Annotated in this window: 18 protein-coding genes and 1 pseudogene; 14 read left to right on the top strand and 5 right to left on the bottom strand. The window is 69.2% G+C overall.

The window, feature by feature from the left end:
- From MTQ10_RS01400 to MTQ10_RS01370, 7 genes and pseudogenes are all read left to right on the top strand, one after another.
- The coding region (locus MTQ10_RS01400; RefSeq protein ID WP_247461323.1) for a hypothetical protein at positions 1-523 on the top strand (523 nt) is incomplete at its 5' end.
- A gap of 403 nt (positions 524-926) precedes the next feature.
- Positions 927-1,298: a 30S ribosomal protein S12 gene (rpsL, locus tag MTQ10_RS01395; protein ID WP_003948652.1), complete on the top strand. Its 372-nt coding sequence runs from the start codon at positions 927-929 to the stop codon at positions 1,296-1,298.
- A 2-nt stretch (positions 1,299-1,300) separates the two neighbouring features.
- On the top strand, positions 1,301-1,771 hold the full coding sequence (gene rpsG, locus MTQ10_RS01390) for a 30S ribosomal protein S7 (protein ID WP_029386961.1): 471 nt from the start codon (positions 1,301-1,303) through the stop codon (positions 1,769-1,771).
- 39 nt (positions 1,772-1,810) lie between these two features.
- Entirely contained in the window at positions 1,811-3,937 is a 2,127-nt protein-coding gene (fusA, locus tag MTQ10_RS01385) for an elongation factor G (protein WP_247461320.1), read from the top strand.
- Between the two features lie 156 nt (positions 3,938-4,093).
- Complete coding sequence (gene tuf / locus MTQ10_RS01380) at positions 4,094-5,287, top strand: elongation factor Tu (RefSeq protein WP_247461318.1); 1,194 nt, start codon at positions 4,094-4,096, stop codon at positions 5,285-5,287.
- 475 nt (positions 5,288-5,762) lie between these two features.
- Positions 5,763-6,184: pseudogene (locus MTQ10_RS01375) on the top strand (glycosyl hydrolase 115 family protein); the annotation flags it as partial.
- A 105-nt stretch (positions 6,185-6,289) separates the two neighbouring features.
- Positions 6,290-7,387: an endo-1,4-beta-xylanase gene (locus MTQ10_RS01370; RefSeq protein WP_247461316.1), complete on the top strand. Its 1,098-nt coding sequence runs from the start codon at positions 6,290-6,292 to the stop codon at positions 7,385-7,387.
- A gap of 2 nt (positions 7,388-7,389) precedes the next feature.
- On the opposite strand, the gene MTQ10_RS01365 is transcribed toward MTQ10_RS01370, so the two are convergent.
- From MTQ10_RS01365 to MTQ10_RS01345, 5 genes are all read right to left on the bottom strand, one after another.
- Positions 7,390-8,070, bottom strand: a complete 681-nt coding sequence (locus MTQ10_RS01365) for a hypothetical protein (RefSeq protein ID WP_247461315.1) — start codon at positions 8,068-8,070, stop codon at positions 7,390-7,392.
- Positions 8,067-9,584 carry a putative T7SS-secreted protein gene (locus MTQ10_RS01360; RefSeq protein ID WP_247461313.1) on the bottom strand — a complete coding sequence of 506 codons (1,518 nt, stop codon included), beginning with the start codon at positions 9,582-9,584 and terminating at the stop codon, positions 8,067-8,069. Before MTQ10_RS01360 ends, MTQ10_RS01365 begins: the two co-directional genes overlap by 4 nt.
- Before the next feature lie 23 nt (positions 9,585-9,607).
- On the bottom strand, positions 9,608-10,306 hold the full coding sequence (locus MTQ10_RS01355; RefSeq protein WP_247461311.1) for a hypothetical protein: 699 nt from the start codon (positions 10,304-10,306) through the stop codon (positions 9,608-9,610).
- Positions 10,299-10,616: a hypothetical protein gene (locus MTQ10_RS01350; protein WP_247461310.1), complete on the bottom strand. Its 318-nt coding sequence runs from the start codon at positions 10,614-10,616 to the stop codon at positions 10,299-10,301. The genes MTQ10_RS01355 and MTQ10_RS01350 overlap by 8 nt, the downstream gene beginning before the upstream one ends.
- Before the next feature lie 116 nt (positions 10,617-10,732).
- Positions 10,733-11,161, bottom strand: coding sequence for an ATP-binding protein (locus tag MTQ10_RS01345; protein ID WP_247461308.1), 429 nt, complete (start codon positions 11,159-11,161; stop codon positions 10,733-10,735).
- Between the two features lie 154 nt (positions 11,162-11,315).
- Here MTQ10_RS01345 and MTQ10_RS01340 point away from each other — a divergent pair, with 154 nt between their 5' ends.
- The 7 genes from MTQ10_RS01340 (at position 11,316) to MTQ10_RS01310 (ending at position 15,953) form a co-directional block, all read left to right on the top strand.
- Positions 11,316-12,191, top strand: coding sequence for a helix-turn-helix domain-containing protein (locus tag MTQ10_RS01340; protein WP_247461306.1), 876 nt, complete (start codon positions 11,316-11,318; stop codon positions 12,189-12,191).
- Entirely contained in the window at positions 12,188-12,370 is a 183-nt protein-coding gene (locus MTQ10_RS01335; protein ID WP_247461304.1) for a DUF397 domain-containing protein, read from the top strand. The genes MTQ10_RS01340 and MTQ10_RS01335 overlap by 4 nt, the downstream gene beginning before the upstream one ends.
- A 5-nt stretch (positions 12,371-12,375) precedes the next feature.
- Positions 12,376-13,011, top strand: a complete 636-nt coding sequence (locus MTQ10_RS01330; protein ID WP_247461302.1) for a serine/arginine repetitive matrix protein 2 — start codon at positions 12,376-12,378, stop codon at positions 13,009-13,011.
- Positions 13,012-13,121: 110 nt separating this feature from the next.
- Positions 13,122-13,586, top strand: a complete 465-nt coding sequence (locus tag MTQ10_RS01325; protein WP_308404526.1) for a hypothetical protein — start codon at positions 13,122-13,124, stop codon at positions 13,584-13,586.
- Positions 13,587-13,628: 42 nt separating this feature from the next.
- Positions 13,629-14,963 carry a hypothetical protein gene (locus MTQ10_RS01320; RefSeq protein ID WP_247461300.1) on the top strand — a complete coding sequence of 445 codons (1,335 nt, stop codon included), beginning with the start codon at positions 13,629-13,631 and terminating at the stop codon, positions 14,961-14,963.
- Positions 14,964-14,991: 28 nt separating this feature from the next.
- Positions 14,992-15,486, top strand: a complete 495-nt coding sequence (locus tag MTQ10_RS01315) for a hypothetical protein (protein ID WP_247461298.1) — start codon at positions 14,992-14,994, stop codon at positions 15,484-15,486.
- A complete protein-coding gene (locus MTQ10_RS01310; protein ID WP_247461296.1) occupies positions 15,483-15,953 on the top strand; it encodes a hypothetical protein in 471 nt (156 codons plus the stop codon). Before MTQ10_RS01315 ends, MTQ10_RS01310 begins: the two co-directional genes overlap by 4 nt.
- Positions 15,954-16,054 lie beyond the last annotated feature (101 nt).

The following is a 16,054-nucleotide window of genomic DNA, read 5'->3' as shown; positions in this document are numbered from 1 at the left end:
ACCGTGCAGTACAGGCGGCGAGCGGCCCGCCCCCCGCCTGTACTGCACGGTCGTCCTGTGGGACCTCTCCCGCTCCCCGGCGACCGTCGCGTCCCTGCGTGCCTATCTGCGCGACCGGGCCGTGGACGCGTACACGTCCGTGCCCGGCCTGCGGCAGAAGACATGGATCTCCTCCACCGGCCCCGAGGGCGAGCAGTGGGGCGCCGTCTACCTCTGGGACTCGCCCGACGCCGCCTACGGCCGCCCGCCCGGAGTGTCCAAGGTGGTGGAGCTGATCGGCTACCGCCCGACCGAGCGCCGTTACTACAGCGTCGAGGCCGCCGTCGAAGGCCCCGCCGCGGCAGCCGTACCGTTCGGCAAGGGGCTCGGGCTGGCGTTCGACCCGGCCTCGCCCGAGCCGCTGACCCGCCCGCAGGAGTTCGTCCCGCCGGGCGCGGACTCCTTCATCCCGGTGCCCCCGACCATCCCGGCGCCCCCGACGCAGCAGCCCGGCACCGGGCAGCCCGACGCCGTACAGCCGTGACCGCTCACCCCGCCGCCCCCACGCCGTGACCGCGCAACCACGCGCCCCCGGCGCATGCGCGGAGCGCGCACATCCCGGTACCCGGGCACGGATCGCCGCGCCCGGGTATCGTGCATAGCGGGACGATTCGGTCCGCGGTGCGCTAAGGGCCCCGGCCCGCCGGGGCGGGTTCCATTTGTTTTGACCGGAGCTGACGGGCTAGGTACGCTCAGACCTTGTGCCTGGGGTGTGCCCTGGCTCTCGTGCGTGCCTTCAACCGCACACAGAGCCGTCACCGGCCACCGTAATCTGCGCCTCTTTCTGCCCTGCGGCGGGAGTCCGCATGATTCGACACACCCGACCGCGTGGGTCGGCGACGTTCCAGGTTAGCTGTACCCATCGGCACACAGAAACCGGAGAAGTAGTGCCTACGATCCAGCAGCTGGTCCGCAAGGGCCGGCAGGACAAGGTCGAGAAGAACAAGACGCCCGCACTCGAGGGTTCCCCTCAGCGTCGCGGCGTCTGCACGCGTGTGTTCACGACCACCCCGAAGAAGCCGAACTCGGCCCTGCGTAAGGTCGCGCGTGTGCGTCTGACCAGCGGCATCGAGGTCACCGCTTACATTCCGGGTGAGGGACACAACCTGCAGGAGCACTCCATCGTGCTCGTGCGCGGCGGCCGTGTGAAGGACCTGCCGGGTGTTCGCTACAAGATCATCCGCGGTTCGCTCGACACCCAGGGTGTCAAGAACCGCAAGCAGGCCCGCAGCCGTTACGGCGCCAAGAAGGAGAAGTAAGAATGCCTCGTAAGGGCCCCGCCCCGAAGCGTCCGGTCATCGTCGACCCGGTCTACGGCTCCCCTCTGGTGACCTCCCTGATCAACAAGGTGCTGCTGAACGGCAAGCGCTCCACCGCCGAGCGCATCGTCTACGGCGCCATGGAGGGCCTGCGCGAGAAGACCGGCAACGACCCGGTCATCACGCTGAAGCGCGCTCTCGAGAACATCAAGCCGACCCTCGAGGTCAAGTCCCGCCGTGTCGGTGGCGCCACCTACCAGGTCCCGGTCGAGGTCAAGCCCGGCCGTGCCAACACCCTGGCGCTGCGCTGGCTGGTCGGTTACTCCCGCGCCCGTCGCGAGAAGACCATGACCGAGCGTCTGCTCAACGAGCTCCTCGACGCCTCCAACGGCCTCGGTGCCGCGGTGAAGAAGCGCGAGGACACGCACAAGATGGCCGAGTCCAACAAGGCCTTCGCGCACTACCGCTGGTAGTCGCTACCCCATCGAGAACCGAGAGAAGACGAAAGCCTTATGGCTACCACTTCGCTTGACCTGGCCAGGGTGCGCAACATCGGCATCATGGCCCACATCGACGCGGGCAAGACGACCACCACCGAGCGGATCCTGTTCTACACCGGCGTTTCCTACAAGATCGGTGAGGTCCACGACGGCGCTGCCACCATGGACTGGATGGAGCAGGAGCAGGAGCGTGGCATCACGATCACCTCTGCTGCCACCACCTGCCATTGGCAGCTGGACAACGTCGACCACACCATCAACATCATCGACACGCCGGGCCACGTCGACTTCACCGTCGAGGTGGAGCGTTCCCTGCGCGTGCTCGACGGTGCCGTGACGGTGTTCGACGGCGTTGCCGGCGTTGAGCCGCAGTCCGAGACCGTGTGGCGTCAGGCGGACCGCTACGGCGTTCCGCGTATCTGCTTCGTCAACAAGCTCGACCGCACCGGTGCCGAGTTCCACCGCTGCGTCGACATGATCAGCGACCGGCTGGGTGCCCAGCCGATCGTGATGCAGCTGCCGATCGGCGCCGAGGCCGACTTCAAGGGTGTCGTGGACCTGGTCCGCATGAAGGCGCTCGTGTGGTCCGCCGAGGCGACCAAGGGCGAGATGTACGACGTCGTCGACATCCCGGCCACGCACACCGAGGCCGCCGAGGAGTGGCGCGGCAAGCTGCTCGAGGCCGTCGCCGAGAACGACGAAGAGATCATGGAGCTGTACCTGGAGGGCGAGGAGCCTTCCGAGGAGCAGCTGTACGCGGCGATCCGCCGTATCACGATCGCTTCCGGCAAGGGCCAGGGCACCACGGTGACCCCGGTGTTCTGCGGCACCGCCTTCAAGAACAAGGGCGTCCAGCCCCTGCTCGACGCGGTCGTGCGCTACCTGCCCTCTCCGGTCGACATCGAGGCCATCGAGGGCCACGCGGTCGACAACGCCGAAGAGGTCATCAAGCGCAAGCCGTCCGACGACGAGCCGCTGTCGGCGCTGGCGTTCAAGATCATGAGCGACCCGCACCTCGGCAAGCTGACCTTCGTCCGCGTGTACTCCGGCCGTCTGGAGTCCGGCACCGCCGTGCTGAACTCCGTCAAGGGCCGCAAGGAGCGCATCGGCAAGATCTACCGCATGCACGCCAACAAGCGTGAGGAGATCGAGTCGGTGGGTGCCGGCGACATCGTCGCCGTCATGGGTCTGAAGCAGACCACCACCGGTGAGACGCTCTGCGACGACAAGAACCCGGTGATCCTGGAGTCCATGGACTTCCCGGCGCCGGTCATCGAGGTCGCGATCGAGCCGAAGTCGAAGGGCGACCAGGAGAAGCTGGGTGTCGCCATCCAGCGTCTCGCGGAGGAGGACCCCTCCTTCCAGGTCCACACCAACGAGGAGACCGGCCAGACCGTCATCGGCGGTATGGGCGAGCTGCACCTCGAGGTGCTCGTCGACCGTATGAAGCGTGAGTTCAAGGTCGAGGCCAACGTCGGCAAGCCGCAGGTCGCGTACCGCGAGACCATCCGCAAGGCGGTCGAGAAGGTCGAGTACACGCACAAGAAGCAGACCGGTGGTACCGGTCAGTTCGGTCGCGTGATCATCTCGGTCGAGCCCATCGAGGGCGGCGACACCTCCTACGAGTTCGTCAACCAGGTCACCGGTGGACGTATCCCGAAGGAGTACATCCCCTCGGTCGACGCCGGTTGCCAGGAGGCCATGCAGTTCGGCATCCTCGCCGGCTACGAGATGACCGGTGTGCGTGTCACGCTGCTCGACGGTGCCTACCACGAGGTCGACTCCTCCGAGCTCGCGTTCAAGATCGCCGGTTCGCAGGCCTTCAAGGAGGCCGCGCGCAAGGCCAGCCCCGTGCTGCTCGAGCCGATGATGGCCGTCGAGGTCACCACGCCCGAGGACTACATGGGCGACGTGATCGGCGACATCAACTCCCGCCGTGGCATGATCGAGGCCATGGAGGAGCGGGCCGGTGCCCGCGTCGTGAAGGGCCTCGTGCCCCTGTCGGAGATGTTCGGCTACGTCGGCGACCTCCGCAGCAAGACGTCGGGTCGCGCAAGCTACTCGATGCAGTTCCACTCCTACGCCGAGGTTCCGCGGAACGTCGCCGAGGAGATCATCGCGAAGGCCAAGGGCGAGTAACGCACCGCGTTCCCACGCCGTAGGCTTGACTCCGGAGCCTCTAGGGGCAAACGTCCGCAAACGCAGGCGTTTGCCCCAGGTTCCGGGCACTGACAGCAAAGATCACCTGGCGCCGATGAAGTAAGGCGTACAGAACCACTCCACAGGAGGACCCCAGTGGCGAAGGCGAAGTTCGAGCGGACTAAGCCGCACGTCAACATCGGCACCATCGGTCACATCGACCACGGTAAGACGACCCTCACGGCCGCCATTACCAAGGTGCTGCACGACGCGTACCCGGAGCTGAACGAGGCCACCCCGTTCGACAACATCGACAAGGCGCCCGAGGAGCGTCAGCGCGGTATCACCATCTCCATCGCGCACGTCGAGTACCAGACCGAGGCGCGTCACTACGCCCACGTCGACTGCCCGGGTCACGCGGACTACATCAAGAACATGATCACGGGTGCGGCGCAGATGGACGGCGCCATCCTCGTGGTCGCCGCCACCGACGGCCCGATGCCGCAGACCAAGGAGCACGTGCTCCTGGCCCGCCAGGTCGGCGTTCCGTACATCGTCGTCGCCCTGAACAAGGCCGACATGGTGGACGACGAGGAGATCCTGGAGCTCGTCGAGCTCGAGGTCCGTGAGCTCCTCTCCGAGTACGAGTTCCCGGGCGACGACGTCCCGGTCGTCAAGGTCTCCGCGCTGAAGGCGCTCGAGGGCGACGCCCAGTGGACCCAGTCCGTCCTCGACCTGATGAAGGCCGTCGACGAGTCCATCCCGGAGCCCGAGCGGGACATCGACAAGCCGTTCCTGATGCCGATCGAGGACGTCTTCACCATCACCGGTCGCGGTACGGTCGTCACCGGCCGTATCGAGCGTGGTGTCCTCAAGGTCAACGAGACCGTCGACATCATCGGCATCAAGCCGGAGAAGACCTCCACCACGGTCACCGGCATCGAGATGTTCCGCAAGCTGCTCGACGAGGGCCAGGCCGGTGAGAACGTCGGTCTGCTGCTCCGCGGCATCAAGCGCGAGGACGTCGAGCGCGGCCAGGTCATCATCAAGCCGGGCTCGGTCACCCCGCACACCGAGTTCGAGGCCCAGGCCTACATCCTGTCGAAGGACGAGGGTGGCCGCCACACCCCGTTCTTCAACAACTACCGCCCGCAGTTCTACTTCCGTACCACGGACGTGACCGGCGTTGTGCACCTCCCCGAGGGCACCGAGATGGTCATGCCGGGCGACAACACCGAGATGCGCGTCGAGCTGATCCAGCCCGTCGCCATGGAGGAGGGCCTGAAGTTCGCCATCCGTGAGGGTGGTCGGACCGTCGGCGCCGGCCAGGTCACCAAGATCGTCAAGTAAGTTCCGCTTGCTTGAGGGTCCTGTGACCCGGTAGCTCCCTCGTGAGCTCCTGAGAGGGGCCCGTACGACTTCGGTCGTACGGGCCCTTTTCGTGTGTACGGGACATCGGTGCCGGTCGCGGACCATGTGTCCATGACATTACTGTGCGTGTCGTCGTCGCAACGTTTCGTTGCCTCTTCGTTGCCGACCGCCCCATTGTTCACTCCGGCCGCCCGCCCCACCATTTGTCATGCCGCTTTCCAAATTAGTGCGTGGCGAGCAGGGAGGGTTCCGTATGGCGCCGGGCCTCAGCAGAAGGACCGCCCTCGGCACGGGCGTGGCCGCGGGGCTCGGGGCGGCGCTGCCGCCGGCTGCGGCCCAGGCCGCACCGGCCGACGGCAAGGGCACGTCCGTGGGTGCGCGGCCGAAGGCCACCGACCCGGGGGCGTACATCACCTTCCGCGCCTTCACGCTGGTCCGTGCCGGCCGTGCGGTCCCCGTCCTCGTCACCGCCCCCGCCCAGACCCCCGGCGGCAACACGCCCCGCCTGGAGTACGACGTCACCCTGCTCACCCCCGGCGAGGTCACCGTCTGGGCGCACCTCTCGCCCCGCAACCCCGCCCTCGGCCGGCCAGGCCTGCGCTACGCCGTCTCCTTCGACGACCAGCCCCCGCAGACCGTCGACGTCATCGCCGCGACCGGCCCGGACGACGGCGCCATGAACCACCGCTGGGAACGCCACACCTCCGACCACGTCAACCGGACCTCCACCCGGCACCCCATCGACAGGCCCGGCGTGCACCGCCTGCGCTTCTGGATGGTAGACCCCACCGTCGTCCTCCAGCGCCTGATCGTCGACACCGGCGGCCTGTGCCCGAGACCTGCCTCGGCCCGCCGGAGAGCCACCGCGTCCGCTGACGCCCGGAACCCCGGGCCGCCGGCCAACACCCCGGCGGCCCGCCAGGAGCCACCCCCGCTGAACGCACCCGCAGCGGCCATCACGAAGGGAAACCGAGAACGACCATGCTCAAGCACCTCCGCACCACCGCCACCGCAGCCGCGCTGGTGGTCAGCGGCACCCTGCTGATCGGCGCCGGCACCGCCGCGGCGCACCCCGGCAAGCCCGGACACGGCAAGCCCGACCCCGGCACGCCGCTGCGCGTGGCCGCCGACCGCGCCCATGTGAAGTTCGGAACCGCCGTCAACACCACCGCCCTCGCCGACGACGCCACCTACCGCCGTATCACCGCACAGCAGTTCAGCTCGGTCACCGCCGAGAACGTCATGAAGTGGGAGACGCTCCAGCCGCAGCGCGGCGTCTACGACTTCACGGAGGCCGACCGGCTCGTCGCCTTCGCCCGCGCCCACGGCCAGTCGGTCCGCGGCCACACCCTGCTGTGGCACAACCAGCTGCCCGCCTGGCTCACCGAGGGCCTCGCCGACGGCTCCATCGACGCCGCCGAACTGCGCGGCATCCTCCGCGACCACATCACCACCGTCGTCCGCCACTTCAAGGGCAAGCTCTACCAGTGGGACGTCGTCAACGAGGTCTTCGAGGAGGACGGCAGCTACCGGAACTCCATCTGGCTGGAGAAGCTCGGCCCCGGCTACATCGCCGACGCCTTCCGCTGGGCCCGCGAGGCCGACCCGAACGTGAAGCTGTTCTTCAACGACTACAACGTGGAGGGCGTGAACGCGAAGTCCACGGCCTACTACGGGCTGGCGAAGCAGCTGAAGGCCCGGGGCGTCCGCGTCGACGGCTTCGGTATCCAGGGCCACCTCAGCACCCAGTACGGCTTCCCGGGCGATGTCGGCGCCAACCTGAAGCGGTTCGCGGACCTCGGCCTGCAGACCGCGTTCACCGAGGTCGACGTCCGTGTCCCGCTCCCCGCGGACCCCGCGAAGCTGGCGACGCAGGCCGACTACTACCGGGGCCTCCTCTCCGCCTGCCTCGGCTCCCGCAGCTGCACGTCCTTCACCGTGTGGGGCTTCGCCGACCAGTACTCGTGGGTGCCCGGCGTCTTCGACGGCGAGGGCGCGGCCTGCCTGTACGACGAGTCGTACCGCACCAAGCCCGCGTTCGACGCGCTGCGCGCGGAGCTGCGGCAGGGCCGGCACTGACCTCAGCGCGACGCGGACCAGGTCCGCAGCACCGCCAGGGCATAGGCCGTGCGGGAGTCCAGGTGACCGGGGTCGTGCCGGCAGGTCTTCCGCCGGCCCCGGTAGTCCAGGACCGTACCCGTGCCGGGGGCCTGCCAGCGGGTGCGGGACGGGCGGCCGAAGGTGAAGTCGTCGGGGCTGCCGTCGAAGGATGAGAAGAGGGTCATGCCCAGGACCCAGAGGAACCAGGCGGGGGAGGTGACCACATAGGCCAGCCACCCCCACCAGGTGCCCTCGCGGCCCGTGACCTGCCCGGACGACCCCGCGGGGTCCGCCGTCCAGCGGACCCTGCGGGGCCACGGCAGGAGGCTGCCGGGGTGGCGCGTGACGCGGGCCAGCGGGGTGCCGTCGGCGGCGTGGACGTCGTAGGTGTCCTGGCCGGCCGGGCGGACGGAGCAGAGCAGGGTGTCGTCCGGGCCGGAGTGGATCCAGAACGGCACGGGTGCCTTTCGGCTCCAGCGCCGGTCCAGGCGTGGGGTGACGACTCGCGCGAGGGGCGGGTCCTCGGGGCGCTGTCCGGTACGGCGGACCGTGGCGGCCGTCTCCGCGTCGGGCGGCAGGTGCGGCGGCACCGGCCCGGACAGCGGGACGGGGTTGTTCGCCGAGATCAGGAACGTGTACGGGGTGTGGTCCACGGTGTTCATCCAAACGGGTTGGCCGTCAGGCGGTCGAAGACGTGGCTCGCCGTCTCCCGCGCCTGGTCGAGCTTCTCGTGGATCTTCTCCGACCCGTACTTCACGTCCTCCGTCACGACGCGCACCCCCTCCTTGTAGAGGTTCTTCGCCCCGGAGACCGCCTCGTAGCCGCGGGCCGTCCAGGACCGCGGGTCGATGTACTTGTCGACGACACGGCCGTTGTCGATGATCGGCCTGACCGAATCCGCGAGCGCGGGGATGCGCTTCAGCGGCGTGTTCTCGATCAGCGCCGGCATCACCTTCTGGAAGCCGATGTCCGACAGCTTCGTGCCCGCCCCGTACAGGTTGCGGTCACCGAACTCCTTCGCGACGGCCACCTTGAACCGGTCCGCCAGCGTGTCTGCCGTGACGTGGATGGCGTGGGCCTTGCTGCCCATCGCGTTCACGTTCCGCATCACCCACTGCTCGGCGTCGTCACCGAGCTTCGCGGTGCCGCCGACGTGGTCGATGATGTTCCGGGCGCGCTTCCAGGAGTCCGCCGCCTTCGCACCGAAGTCCAGCACGTTCATCGGTATCTTCACGCCCTTCAGGGCGCCCTTGCCGACCTTCCCCAGCCGCGCGAGGTCACCGAACGGCACGAAGCCGACCAGGTCCAGGCCGATATCCGTCCAGCTGCCCTTCTTCGCGCCGGCCGCCCAGCCCACACCGTGGAAGACCAGCGCACCGCCGTTGAGCACCATGCCGATGCCCTCGAAGATCACCGCGCCGACGATGGTCTCGGAGAAGACGACGGCGAGGATGTCGCAGGCGGCACTGGCGTACCCGAGCCAGTCACCGATCTTGTAGATCGTGTCGGCGTGCTTCTTGATCCAGTCCCACAGGTCGCCGGCCAGCTCGGCCACCTTGTCGGTGACGGTGGAGAGCAGGTCCTTCAGCTTGTCCAGCAGCGACTCGTCCGGCGCCACGTCGGCGGCCTTGCGGATCGCCTCGGCGGCGGCACGGGCGGCGGCCTCGTGGTCGCCCAGCAGCTCCTTGGCCTTCTTGATGATCGCGTTCAGCTCGTCGGAGGCGTCGTTGACCCGCTTCACCGCGTGGTCCAGCCGCCGCTGCGCGTCCTTCAGCTCCGCGTCCGTGTCGAAGGTGCGCCCCGCGAGCTTCAGGTCCGGGTCGCCCTCCGCGTCCTTCAGCGCCTTGCGGGCGACGGCGGCCTCGTGCTCGTAGCGGCGGGCCAGTGCCTGGAAGCCGGTGAGCCGGGTCTCCCAGGTGCGCAGCGCGTGCGCGGCGTCGAGCAGCGAAGTGTGCCCGTCGGAGAGGTACTTCGGCAGCGAGCCGGTCTTCTTCGCGAAGGCGGACGCCGCCTCGCCCACCCACTGCGCGTCGGGCCTGCCGAGCTTGCTCAGCGTGGCGTGGGCGTCGTGCAGCTGCTTGCTGACACCGGTGAGCGAGCTGACCAGCTCGCGCACGGTGGCCGGCACACCGGGCGCGGGGTCGAAGCCGAGAGCGTCGTACGTCTGTGTGGTCATCGTGCGCGGTCTCCTCGGCGCGGTCAGTAGGAGGCGAGCGGGGAGGGGACTCCGGGGGCCGGAGCCGGGACCGCGTCGCTCTCGGCGTCGCCCTCCCCGAAGGCGACGGTGTCGGCGATGTCGGCGAGGATCGCCTGGTAGCGGTAGAGGTCCTGGACGTCGGGGGTGCTCAGGCAGAGCAGCAGGACGCGGTCCTCGCCGGGGAACGGCAGCCAGACCTCGATCCGCACGAAGTACTGCTCGTGCTCGCCGCCGCCCTCCAGCTCCCACACGGCCCGCGACCCGGCCAGATGTACGACGGCGGGCCCGGCGGGCAGGCTGATCAGCTGGACCTCCCCGCCCGCGGGCCCCTTGTCCAGGGACTCGGCGATCCCGGCCGCCGTGAGCCGCGGATCGGGGTTGTCGATGTCCCGCACGCTGACGGTGAGGCCGGCGCGGCTGACCCGCTCGGGCGGCTCGGAGCCGTCCGCGGTGCCGCCGATGGGGAAGATGCCGACGGCGTTGTAGACGGCACCCCCGGCGACCAGCGTCTCGGCCTGCGCGGAGTACATGGCCCGGGTCAGCCCGCGCAGGTCCTCCAGCTCCTCGCGCCCGCCCCAGTAGCCGAGCGCGAACTGCCGCATCTGCTCGGCGAAGGCGTCCTCGTCGACGCCGAGCCCGAGGGGTACGGCGTGGAACTCCGGCTGGACCCGGAACCGCACCCCGGCGTCGCTGTCAGTCACGCGCGCCACCCGCCGGCACCTTCACCCCGGCCGCCTGCGCCCGCACCTTGTCCTCCAGGTGCCGGAAGAGCCGCCCGGACTCGGCGACCTTCTCGGTGAGCCCGCCCGTGGCCTCGGCGATCAGCTTGATGCCGTAGCCCCACTTGTCCTGGAAGTCGTCACAGGCGTTCTCCAGCTCGTCGGAGCCGGAGCCCTTGGGCCCGATGTCCTTCAGCTTGCGCATCGCGGACTTCATGCCGTCCGCGCACTCGCTGAGATCGGTGACGAGGCGGGCGAGCGCCTCGAATTCGACGTTGTAGTAGCCGGGCATTGGTTGTCGTGCTCCCCGTTGCGTTTCTGGCGGCCGATCTTCGCACGGGGCTCCCGGCGGCCGTCCGGGGGGCCCGGCGCCCTGCCCACGGGCGCCACACAAGCACCACGCGCCCGTCACACACCGCGCCGGTCGGCGGCGGGCCCGGTCGCCGTCTCCGCCCACACGGTCTTGCACGGAGACCGCTCCTCCTGCACGCCCCACCGGTCCGCGAGCGCGTCGACGAGGACCAGCCCCCGTCCGGACTCGGCGGCCCACGTCGGGTGCCGGAGCCGGCGGAGCCGCTCACCACGCGTGTCGGTCACCTCGATACGGAGGGTGCCGGCGACGACGTACAGCCGCAGCCGGAAGTTCCGCCCGGGCACCAGGCCGTGTGTGACGGCGTTGGCCGCCAGCTCGCCGACGAGCTGGCTCGCGGTGTCGGTCGGCAGTCCCCAGCGCCGCAGCTGGGCCTCGCTGAGCAGCCGGGCGAGGCGGGCACCGCGGGGCGTGGCCGACAGCAGCACGCTGAAGTGGGGGAAGTGGTCGGCGATTTCCTCGTTCACGTCACTCACAGTGGCCGCTGCCGCCTACCGTGACGAGTGACGGAGCGGTTGCGTACGGTCACTGTCCGGTGCTTGTCCGGTGCTGTCTTGGCTGTCCGCGCCGTTCCCAGGGGTAGGGCGCCGGGGTACGGCGCGGGACGACGGAGGGGCGCGGATGTCGGTGGACAGCGAGGCGGTACGGCTCCGGAGCGAGGCGGACGAGCCGGGCTGGGAGGTGGACCCGGACGACGAGTGGGGCGTCGCCGTGATCACGACGGTGGGCCGCCAGCTCAAACTCCGCCGTGAGGCGGCGGGCCTGCGCGCCGGGGACTTCGGCAGGGCGGTGGGCTACGGCGAGGACATGGTCTACAAGATCGAGGCGGGGAAGCGGATCCCGAGGCAGGAGTTCCTGACGGCGGCCGATGAAGTCCTGGGCGCGGGTGGGCTGTTGGCGGCGGCCTGGGAGGACGTGAAGAAGGTCCGCTACCCGAAGAAGGTGCGGGAACTGGCCAAGCTGGAGGGGCAGGCGGTGGAGATCGGGGTGTACGAGTGCAACAGCGTCCACGGGTTGTTGCAGACGCCTGATCACGCGAGGGCCCTGTTCGAGGCGGCTCAGCCTCCCTACCCCCAGGACGACGTGGAGCGCATGGTGGCCGCCCGCATGGCCCGGCAGTCGATCTTCGAGGCGGACTCGCCTCCATCCGTCCACTTCGTCCTGGAAGAGGCGCCGCTGCGCCGACCCGTCGGGGGCACAATGGTGTGGCGGCAGCAGCTCGAACATCTGCTGGAGGTGGGGAGGTTGCGCAACGTCACGCTCCAGGTGATGCCCACGCACTCCGATGCCCACCCGGGTGTGGACGGCAAGATCGAGCTGCTGAAGTTCCCGGACGGTACCGCCGTGGGCCGCTCCGACGGCGCGTTCAACGGTCGGCCGATCACCGATCCCAAGCGGCTGCGCATCCTCGAACTGCGGTATGGCACCATCCGGGCTCAGGCGCTCTCGCCGAGGGAGTCGCTGGCCTTCGTCGAACAACTGCTGGGGGAGACATGACCGAGCTGGCGTGGTTCAAGAGCAGCTACAGCAGCGGCACCGACGGGGAGTCCTGCATAGAGATCGCCCACACCCCCGGCACCGTCCACGTCCGCGACTCGAAGAACACCGAGGGCCCCCGCCTCACGCTCACGCCGGAGGCCTGGGCCGAGTTCCTGAGGTACGCGTCGGTACGGTAGCCGACGTGGCCATACAGAACAGGGTCCCGGCGAAGGACCTGAGACCTCGGCGCGTCTGGTACCTGGTGGCCGCTGTGGTGGGGCTCTTGCTGGCCGGTGCCGGGATTGCCCTCGTCGTGGCGGCGGTGAAGGACACGGTCCGGTCGATCGACACGGACCGGAGCTTCTCCGGCGGGGAATCGCGGACGTTCGAGTTCGTCACGGGGGAGACCAAGGCGATCTACGTCTCCCAGTCCGGACAGGGGCACGTCGAGTGCCGGATTCCGGAGATGCGTACCGGCTCCATGACCGAGCCGGACAGCACGTTCACCGTCACCGTGGGGTCCCGCACCTGGGAGCGCGTCTTCGAGGTGAAGCCCGGCAGCAGCGGTGACTACGCGCTCACGTGTACCTCGGAGCTGCCCGCCGAGTTCGCGCTGGGTGACAAGCCCCAGGTGGGCGCCACGATCGGCGGCATCGCCGCGGGGATCGGCTGCTTCGTCGCCGCCGTCCTCGTAGCGGCGGCCATCACCGTCGTCACCGCGGTCCGGCGCGGCCGCCACCGCCGGCGACTGGCAGCGGCGTGGGCTCCTCCCGTGCCGTGGGGCCCGCCGCCGACCGGTCCTGCTCCTGGGCCCGCGTCCGGACCGCCGTCCTGGTAAAGCCGACGCCTTCGGTCGGCCAAAAAGCGTCCTATTCGGTCCCCGAGGCGATCATGAGGGCCTAATCTGGCAGGTGCACGCTCAGTACCAGCTACGGGGGCAGGACGTTCGTGAGTGGCGCAGCAGACGAGCAGTACGTGACCGGAAACCCCACCGCTCAGCCCATCGGCATGCGGCTGAACCACGTGGCCGATCCCGGGGGAGGGGGCGGCCCGGCCGGTGGCGGGCCGAAGCTCGCCTCGTCGCCGGCGGAGAAGAAGGCCGCGGCGAACACCATCGAGCGGGACATCGAGCCCGGCACCCATACGGCAGGTGCCTGGGCGGATCACGAGACGGACGCCGCGGTGAAGGCGTTCGCCGCGAAGGACGGGGACGGCTGGCTGACATCCGGAGCCCTGAAGGCGGCCCACCACACGTGGGGCGAGCAGGTCAAGGGCCTCATGACCATGCTGAGTCAGGACAAGAGCGCGTTGCGGTCCGCCAATGCCACCCTGACCGGAACCGACGTGGGCATCGGCGCGGCAGCGCGCAGGACCTCTGTGCTCGATCAGTACTCCCAGCCGCCGACGAAGTGACCTCTGCCTGATCCCACTCGCGATCGCATTCAACGGGGACCCATGCCGACGTACCACGAGATCATGACGACCGACCTCGCCACGCTCACCACGGCGGCCGACCGCTGGGACGGGCTGGCGAAGAAGTTCCACGACCTGGAGACGGCCTACGGCAAGGACGTGCACGGCATCACCCTGGGCCCGTCATGGCAGGGATTCAGTGGGGACGTCGCCCAGGAACGCCTCGGCTGGACCCTCAAGGAATTCCAGAAGGCACAGATCGAGGCCAAGGCGATCGCGTCGCTCCTCCGGGACGCGCACACCCAGTTCGTGCACGTGCGCAACAAGCTGAGGTCCGCTCGGGCCGACGCCGTGGCGGCGGGCATGAAGGTGTCGGACCAGGGCGTGGTCTCGTACGACACGGAGAAGCTCAGCCAGGGGGACCGGCAGGCGCTCGCACACGACCGCGACTACCAGGAGAGCGTCCGTAAGGCCGTGGCCTCCTGGCAGGCCCTCATCGACCAGTGCGTGAAGAACGCCGGCGAGGCGGACAAGGACGTCGAGTACGCGCTCCGCACGGTGGTGCTCGACACCGACGCCGGTGACGGGACACTCAACGGCTTCAACGGCAACGCAGCGGGCGATCTCGACGCGTACAAGAACGCGCCGGCAGCGGCCGAGACGGACGGGTGGGACTCCGAGGGCAAGGTCAGGCTGACCGGCCTCGACGCCGGCTTCACGGTGACTCCCGACCCGAAGTACGGCAAACAAGGATCGGTCAAGGCATACGCCGATGTCTTCCACGCGACCGCGGAAGGTTCGCTGACCAGGGACGACTGGAAGCTCGCCGGAGTAGCGGACGGCTATGGCGGAGCCAGAGCCACCGCGAACTACGGGTTCAACAACAAGGGCGTCGTGGGCAAGGCCGAGGCGTCCGTCGGGCTGCGGGCTACGGCCGAAGGAAGGGCCGAGTACGGGCCCTACGCCGGCGCCTACGGGCGGCTCGAAGGAGCCGCCGTCGCGGAGGCGGGCGTCAATCTCAAGGTCACCAAGGAAGAGGCCACTGTCGGTGCGAAGGCGTTCGCCGGGGCCAAGGGCACGGTAGCCGGAGGCGGCGAGGTGGCAGGCATCGGGTTCGGAGCGACGGCTGAGGGGTGGTACGGACCGGGCGCCGAGGCCTGGTGGGGCTACAAGAAGGACGAGCAGGGCAAGTACCACCTAGGCGGCAAGGTCGGACTGTCTCCCCTCGTGGGGGGCGCGACCGGATTCGAGATCACCGTTGACCCCGACAAGCTGTCCCACACGGTCAGTGACGCGGCTGACGCACTGGATGATGTGACGGACGTCGTGGGCGACGGATTCGGCTCCGTCAAGGACAACGTCGCCAGCTGGTTCTGAGGCATTTGCGTTGGACGGAGACTTGTACATGCCCGCGACTCTGCCGACACCCATCGAGTTCCGCATGCCGCAGGGCTGGCTCCCGGCTCGTCCCGGAGAGGTCGAGAACGCGCCCGTGGCCTTCGCCGCGGTGCACCCGCATCCGGACAATGGGTTCGCCGCTAACATCACGATCGACGGAGACATGCAGATGGTGACGGTGGCCCTGTCCGATCTCGCGGACGCGGCGGTGGAGCGGTTGCGTGAAGTCGCCGAGTCGGTGACCGTGGTGGGCCGCCGGGACGTCGCGACAGCCGGAGCGCCCTCCCTGATCCAGCGATTGGCCTTCACCGCAGCCGTCCACGGCGTGCGACGCGATCTCGCTCAGACGCAGGTGTACCTCTCGGTGCCGGATGCCCGGGACGCGCGCAGGCGCGCAGTCATCCGGTTGGTACTGACCGCGTCCGCAGCCCAGCACGACGAGGTTCTCGGGGAGTTTCAGGACATCATTCGTTCGATTCGCCTGGATGACGAGGTCGCATGATGGGGGACCTCTGGCGCAAGCTGACCGGGACCGAGCGTCCGGCGGGCGACGCCGTTCCGTTGACGGCGGGGGAGGTCAGGGCCGCGCTGCTGGCGCTCAATGGGCCGGGTGTGCCCTACAGCGTGCGCAACGCTTCCCCGGGTGAGAAGGCCGACCTGGTGGCGGAGTGCAGCATCAGCCGGGTGGGTGTCAGGCTGAGGACGCGTATGCGCCTGATCCCTGACCGGCATGAGGTTCGCGTCCTGCACGAGCGGTGGGAGAACCGGTCGTCCGGCCAGGCCGACCGGCAGTACGGTCGTGGGCACGCGCCGACGGTCTACCGGCAGTGGGGGACACAGCAGGACCCCGAGGGCCGCACGCAGAGGGTCGAGGTCTTCCGCTTCGACACCCGTGAGATGACGGACCCGCTGCGGGACGCCGTCGTCGGCGCCGGATGGACCTGGCGCGGGGTTCTCTTCAAGCTGTGAGCGCGGCCGGCCGGAGCCCCGCGTTTGACCTTCGTCACCCCCGGGGTATTCTCCTCGGCTCGATTGGCCAGGCCCCCGCCCCATATGGCAGACTGTCCGAG

It is taken from the genome of Streptomyces sp. XM83C (genome assembly GCF_023072675.1).
Lineage (GTDB): Bacteria > Actinomycetota > Actinomycetes > Streptomycetales > Streptomycetaceae > Streptomyces > Streptomyces thermocoprophilus.
The sequence above is the reverse complement of the archived record's forward strand: the minus strand, read 5'-3'. Positions and strand labels throughout refer to the sequence as shown.

Excerpts from the sequence above, each read along its gene's own strand:
- MTQ10_RS01310 (WP_247461296.1), top strand. The coding sequence starts at position 15,483 with ATGATGGGGGACCTCTGGCGCAAGCTGACCGGGACCGAGCGTCCGGCG.
- MTQ10_RS01320 (WP_247461300.1), top strand. The coding sequence starts at position 13,629 with ATGCCGACGTACCACGAGATCATGACGACCGACCTCGCCACGCTCACC.
- MTQ10_RS01335 (WP_247461304.1), top strand. The coding sequence starts at position 12,188 with ATGACCGAGCTGGCGTGGTTCAAGAGCAGCTACAGCAGCGGCACCGAC.
- MTQ10_RS01365 (WP_247461315.1), bottom strand. The coding sequence starts at position 8,070 with ATGAACACCGTGGACCACACCCCGTACACGTTCCTGATCTCGGCGAAC.
- MTQ10_RS01360 (WP_247461313.1), bottom strand. The coding sequence starts at position 9,584 with ATGACCACACAGACGTACGACGCTCTCGGCTTCGACCCCGCGCCCGGT.
- rpsG (WP_029386961.1), top strand. The coding sequence starts at position 1,301 with ATGCCTCGTAAGGGCCCCGCCCCGAAGCGTCCGGTCATCGTCGACCCG.
- MTQ10_RS01370 (WP_247461316.1), top strand. The coding sequence starts at position 6,290 with ATGCTCAAGCACCTCCGCACCACCGCCACCGCAGCCGCGCTGGTGGTC.
- MTQ10_RS01350 (WP_247461310.1), bottom strand. The coding sequence starts at position 10,616 with ATGCCCGGCTACTACAACGTCGAATTCGAGGCGCTCGCCCGCCTCGTC.
- MTQ10_RS01340 (WP_247461306.1), top strand. The coding sequence starts at position 11,316 with ATGTCGGTGGACAGCGAGGCGGTACGGCTCCGGAGCGAGGCGGACGAG.
- MTQ10_RS01315 (WP_247461298.1), top strand. The coding sequence starts at position 14,992 with ATGCCCGCGACTCTGCCGACACCCATCGAGTTCCGCATGCCGCAGGGC.
- fusA (WP_247461320.1), top strand. The coding sequence starts at position 1,811 with ATGGCTACCACTTCGCTTGACCTGGCCAGGGTGCGCAACATCGGCATC.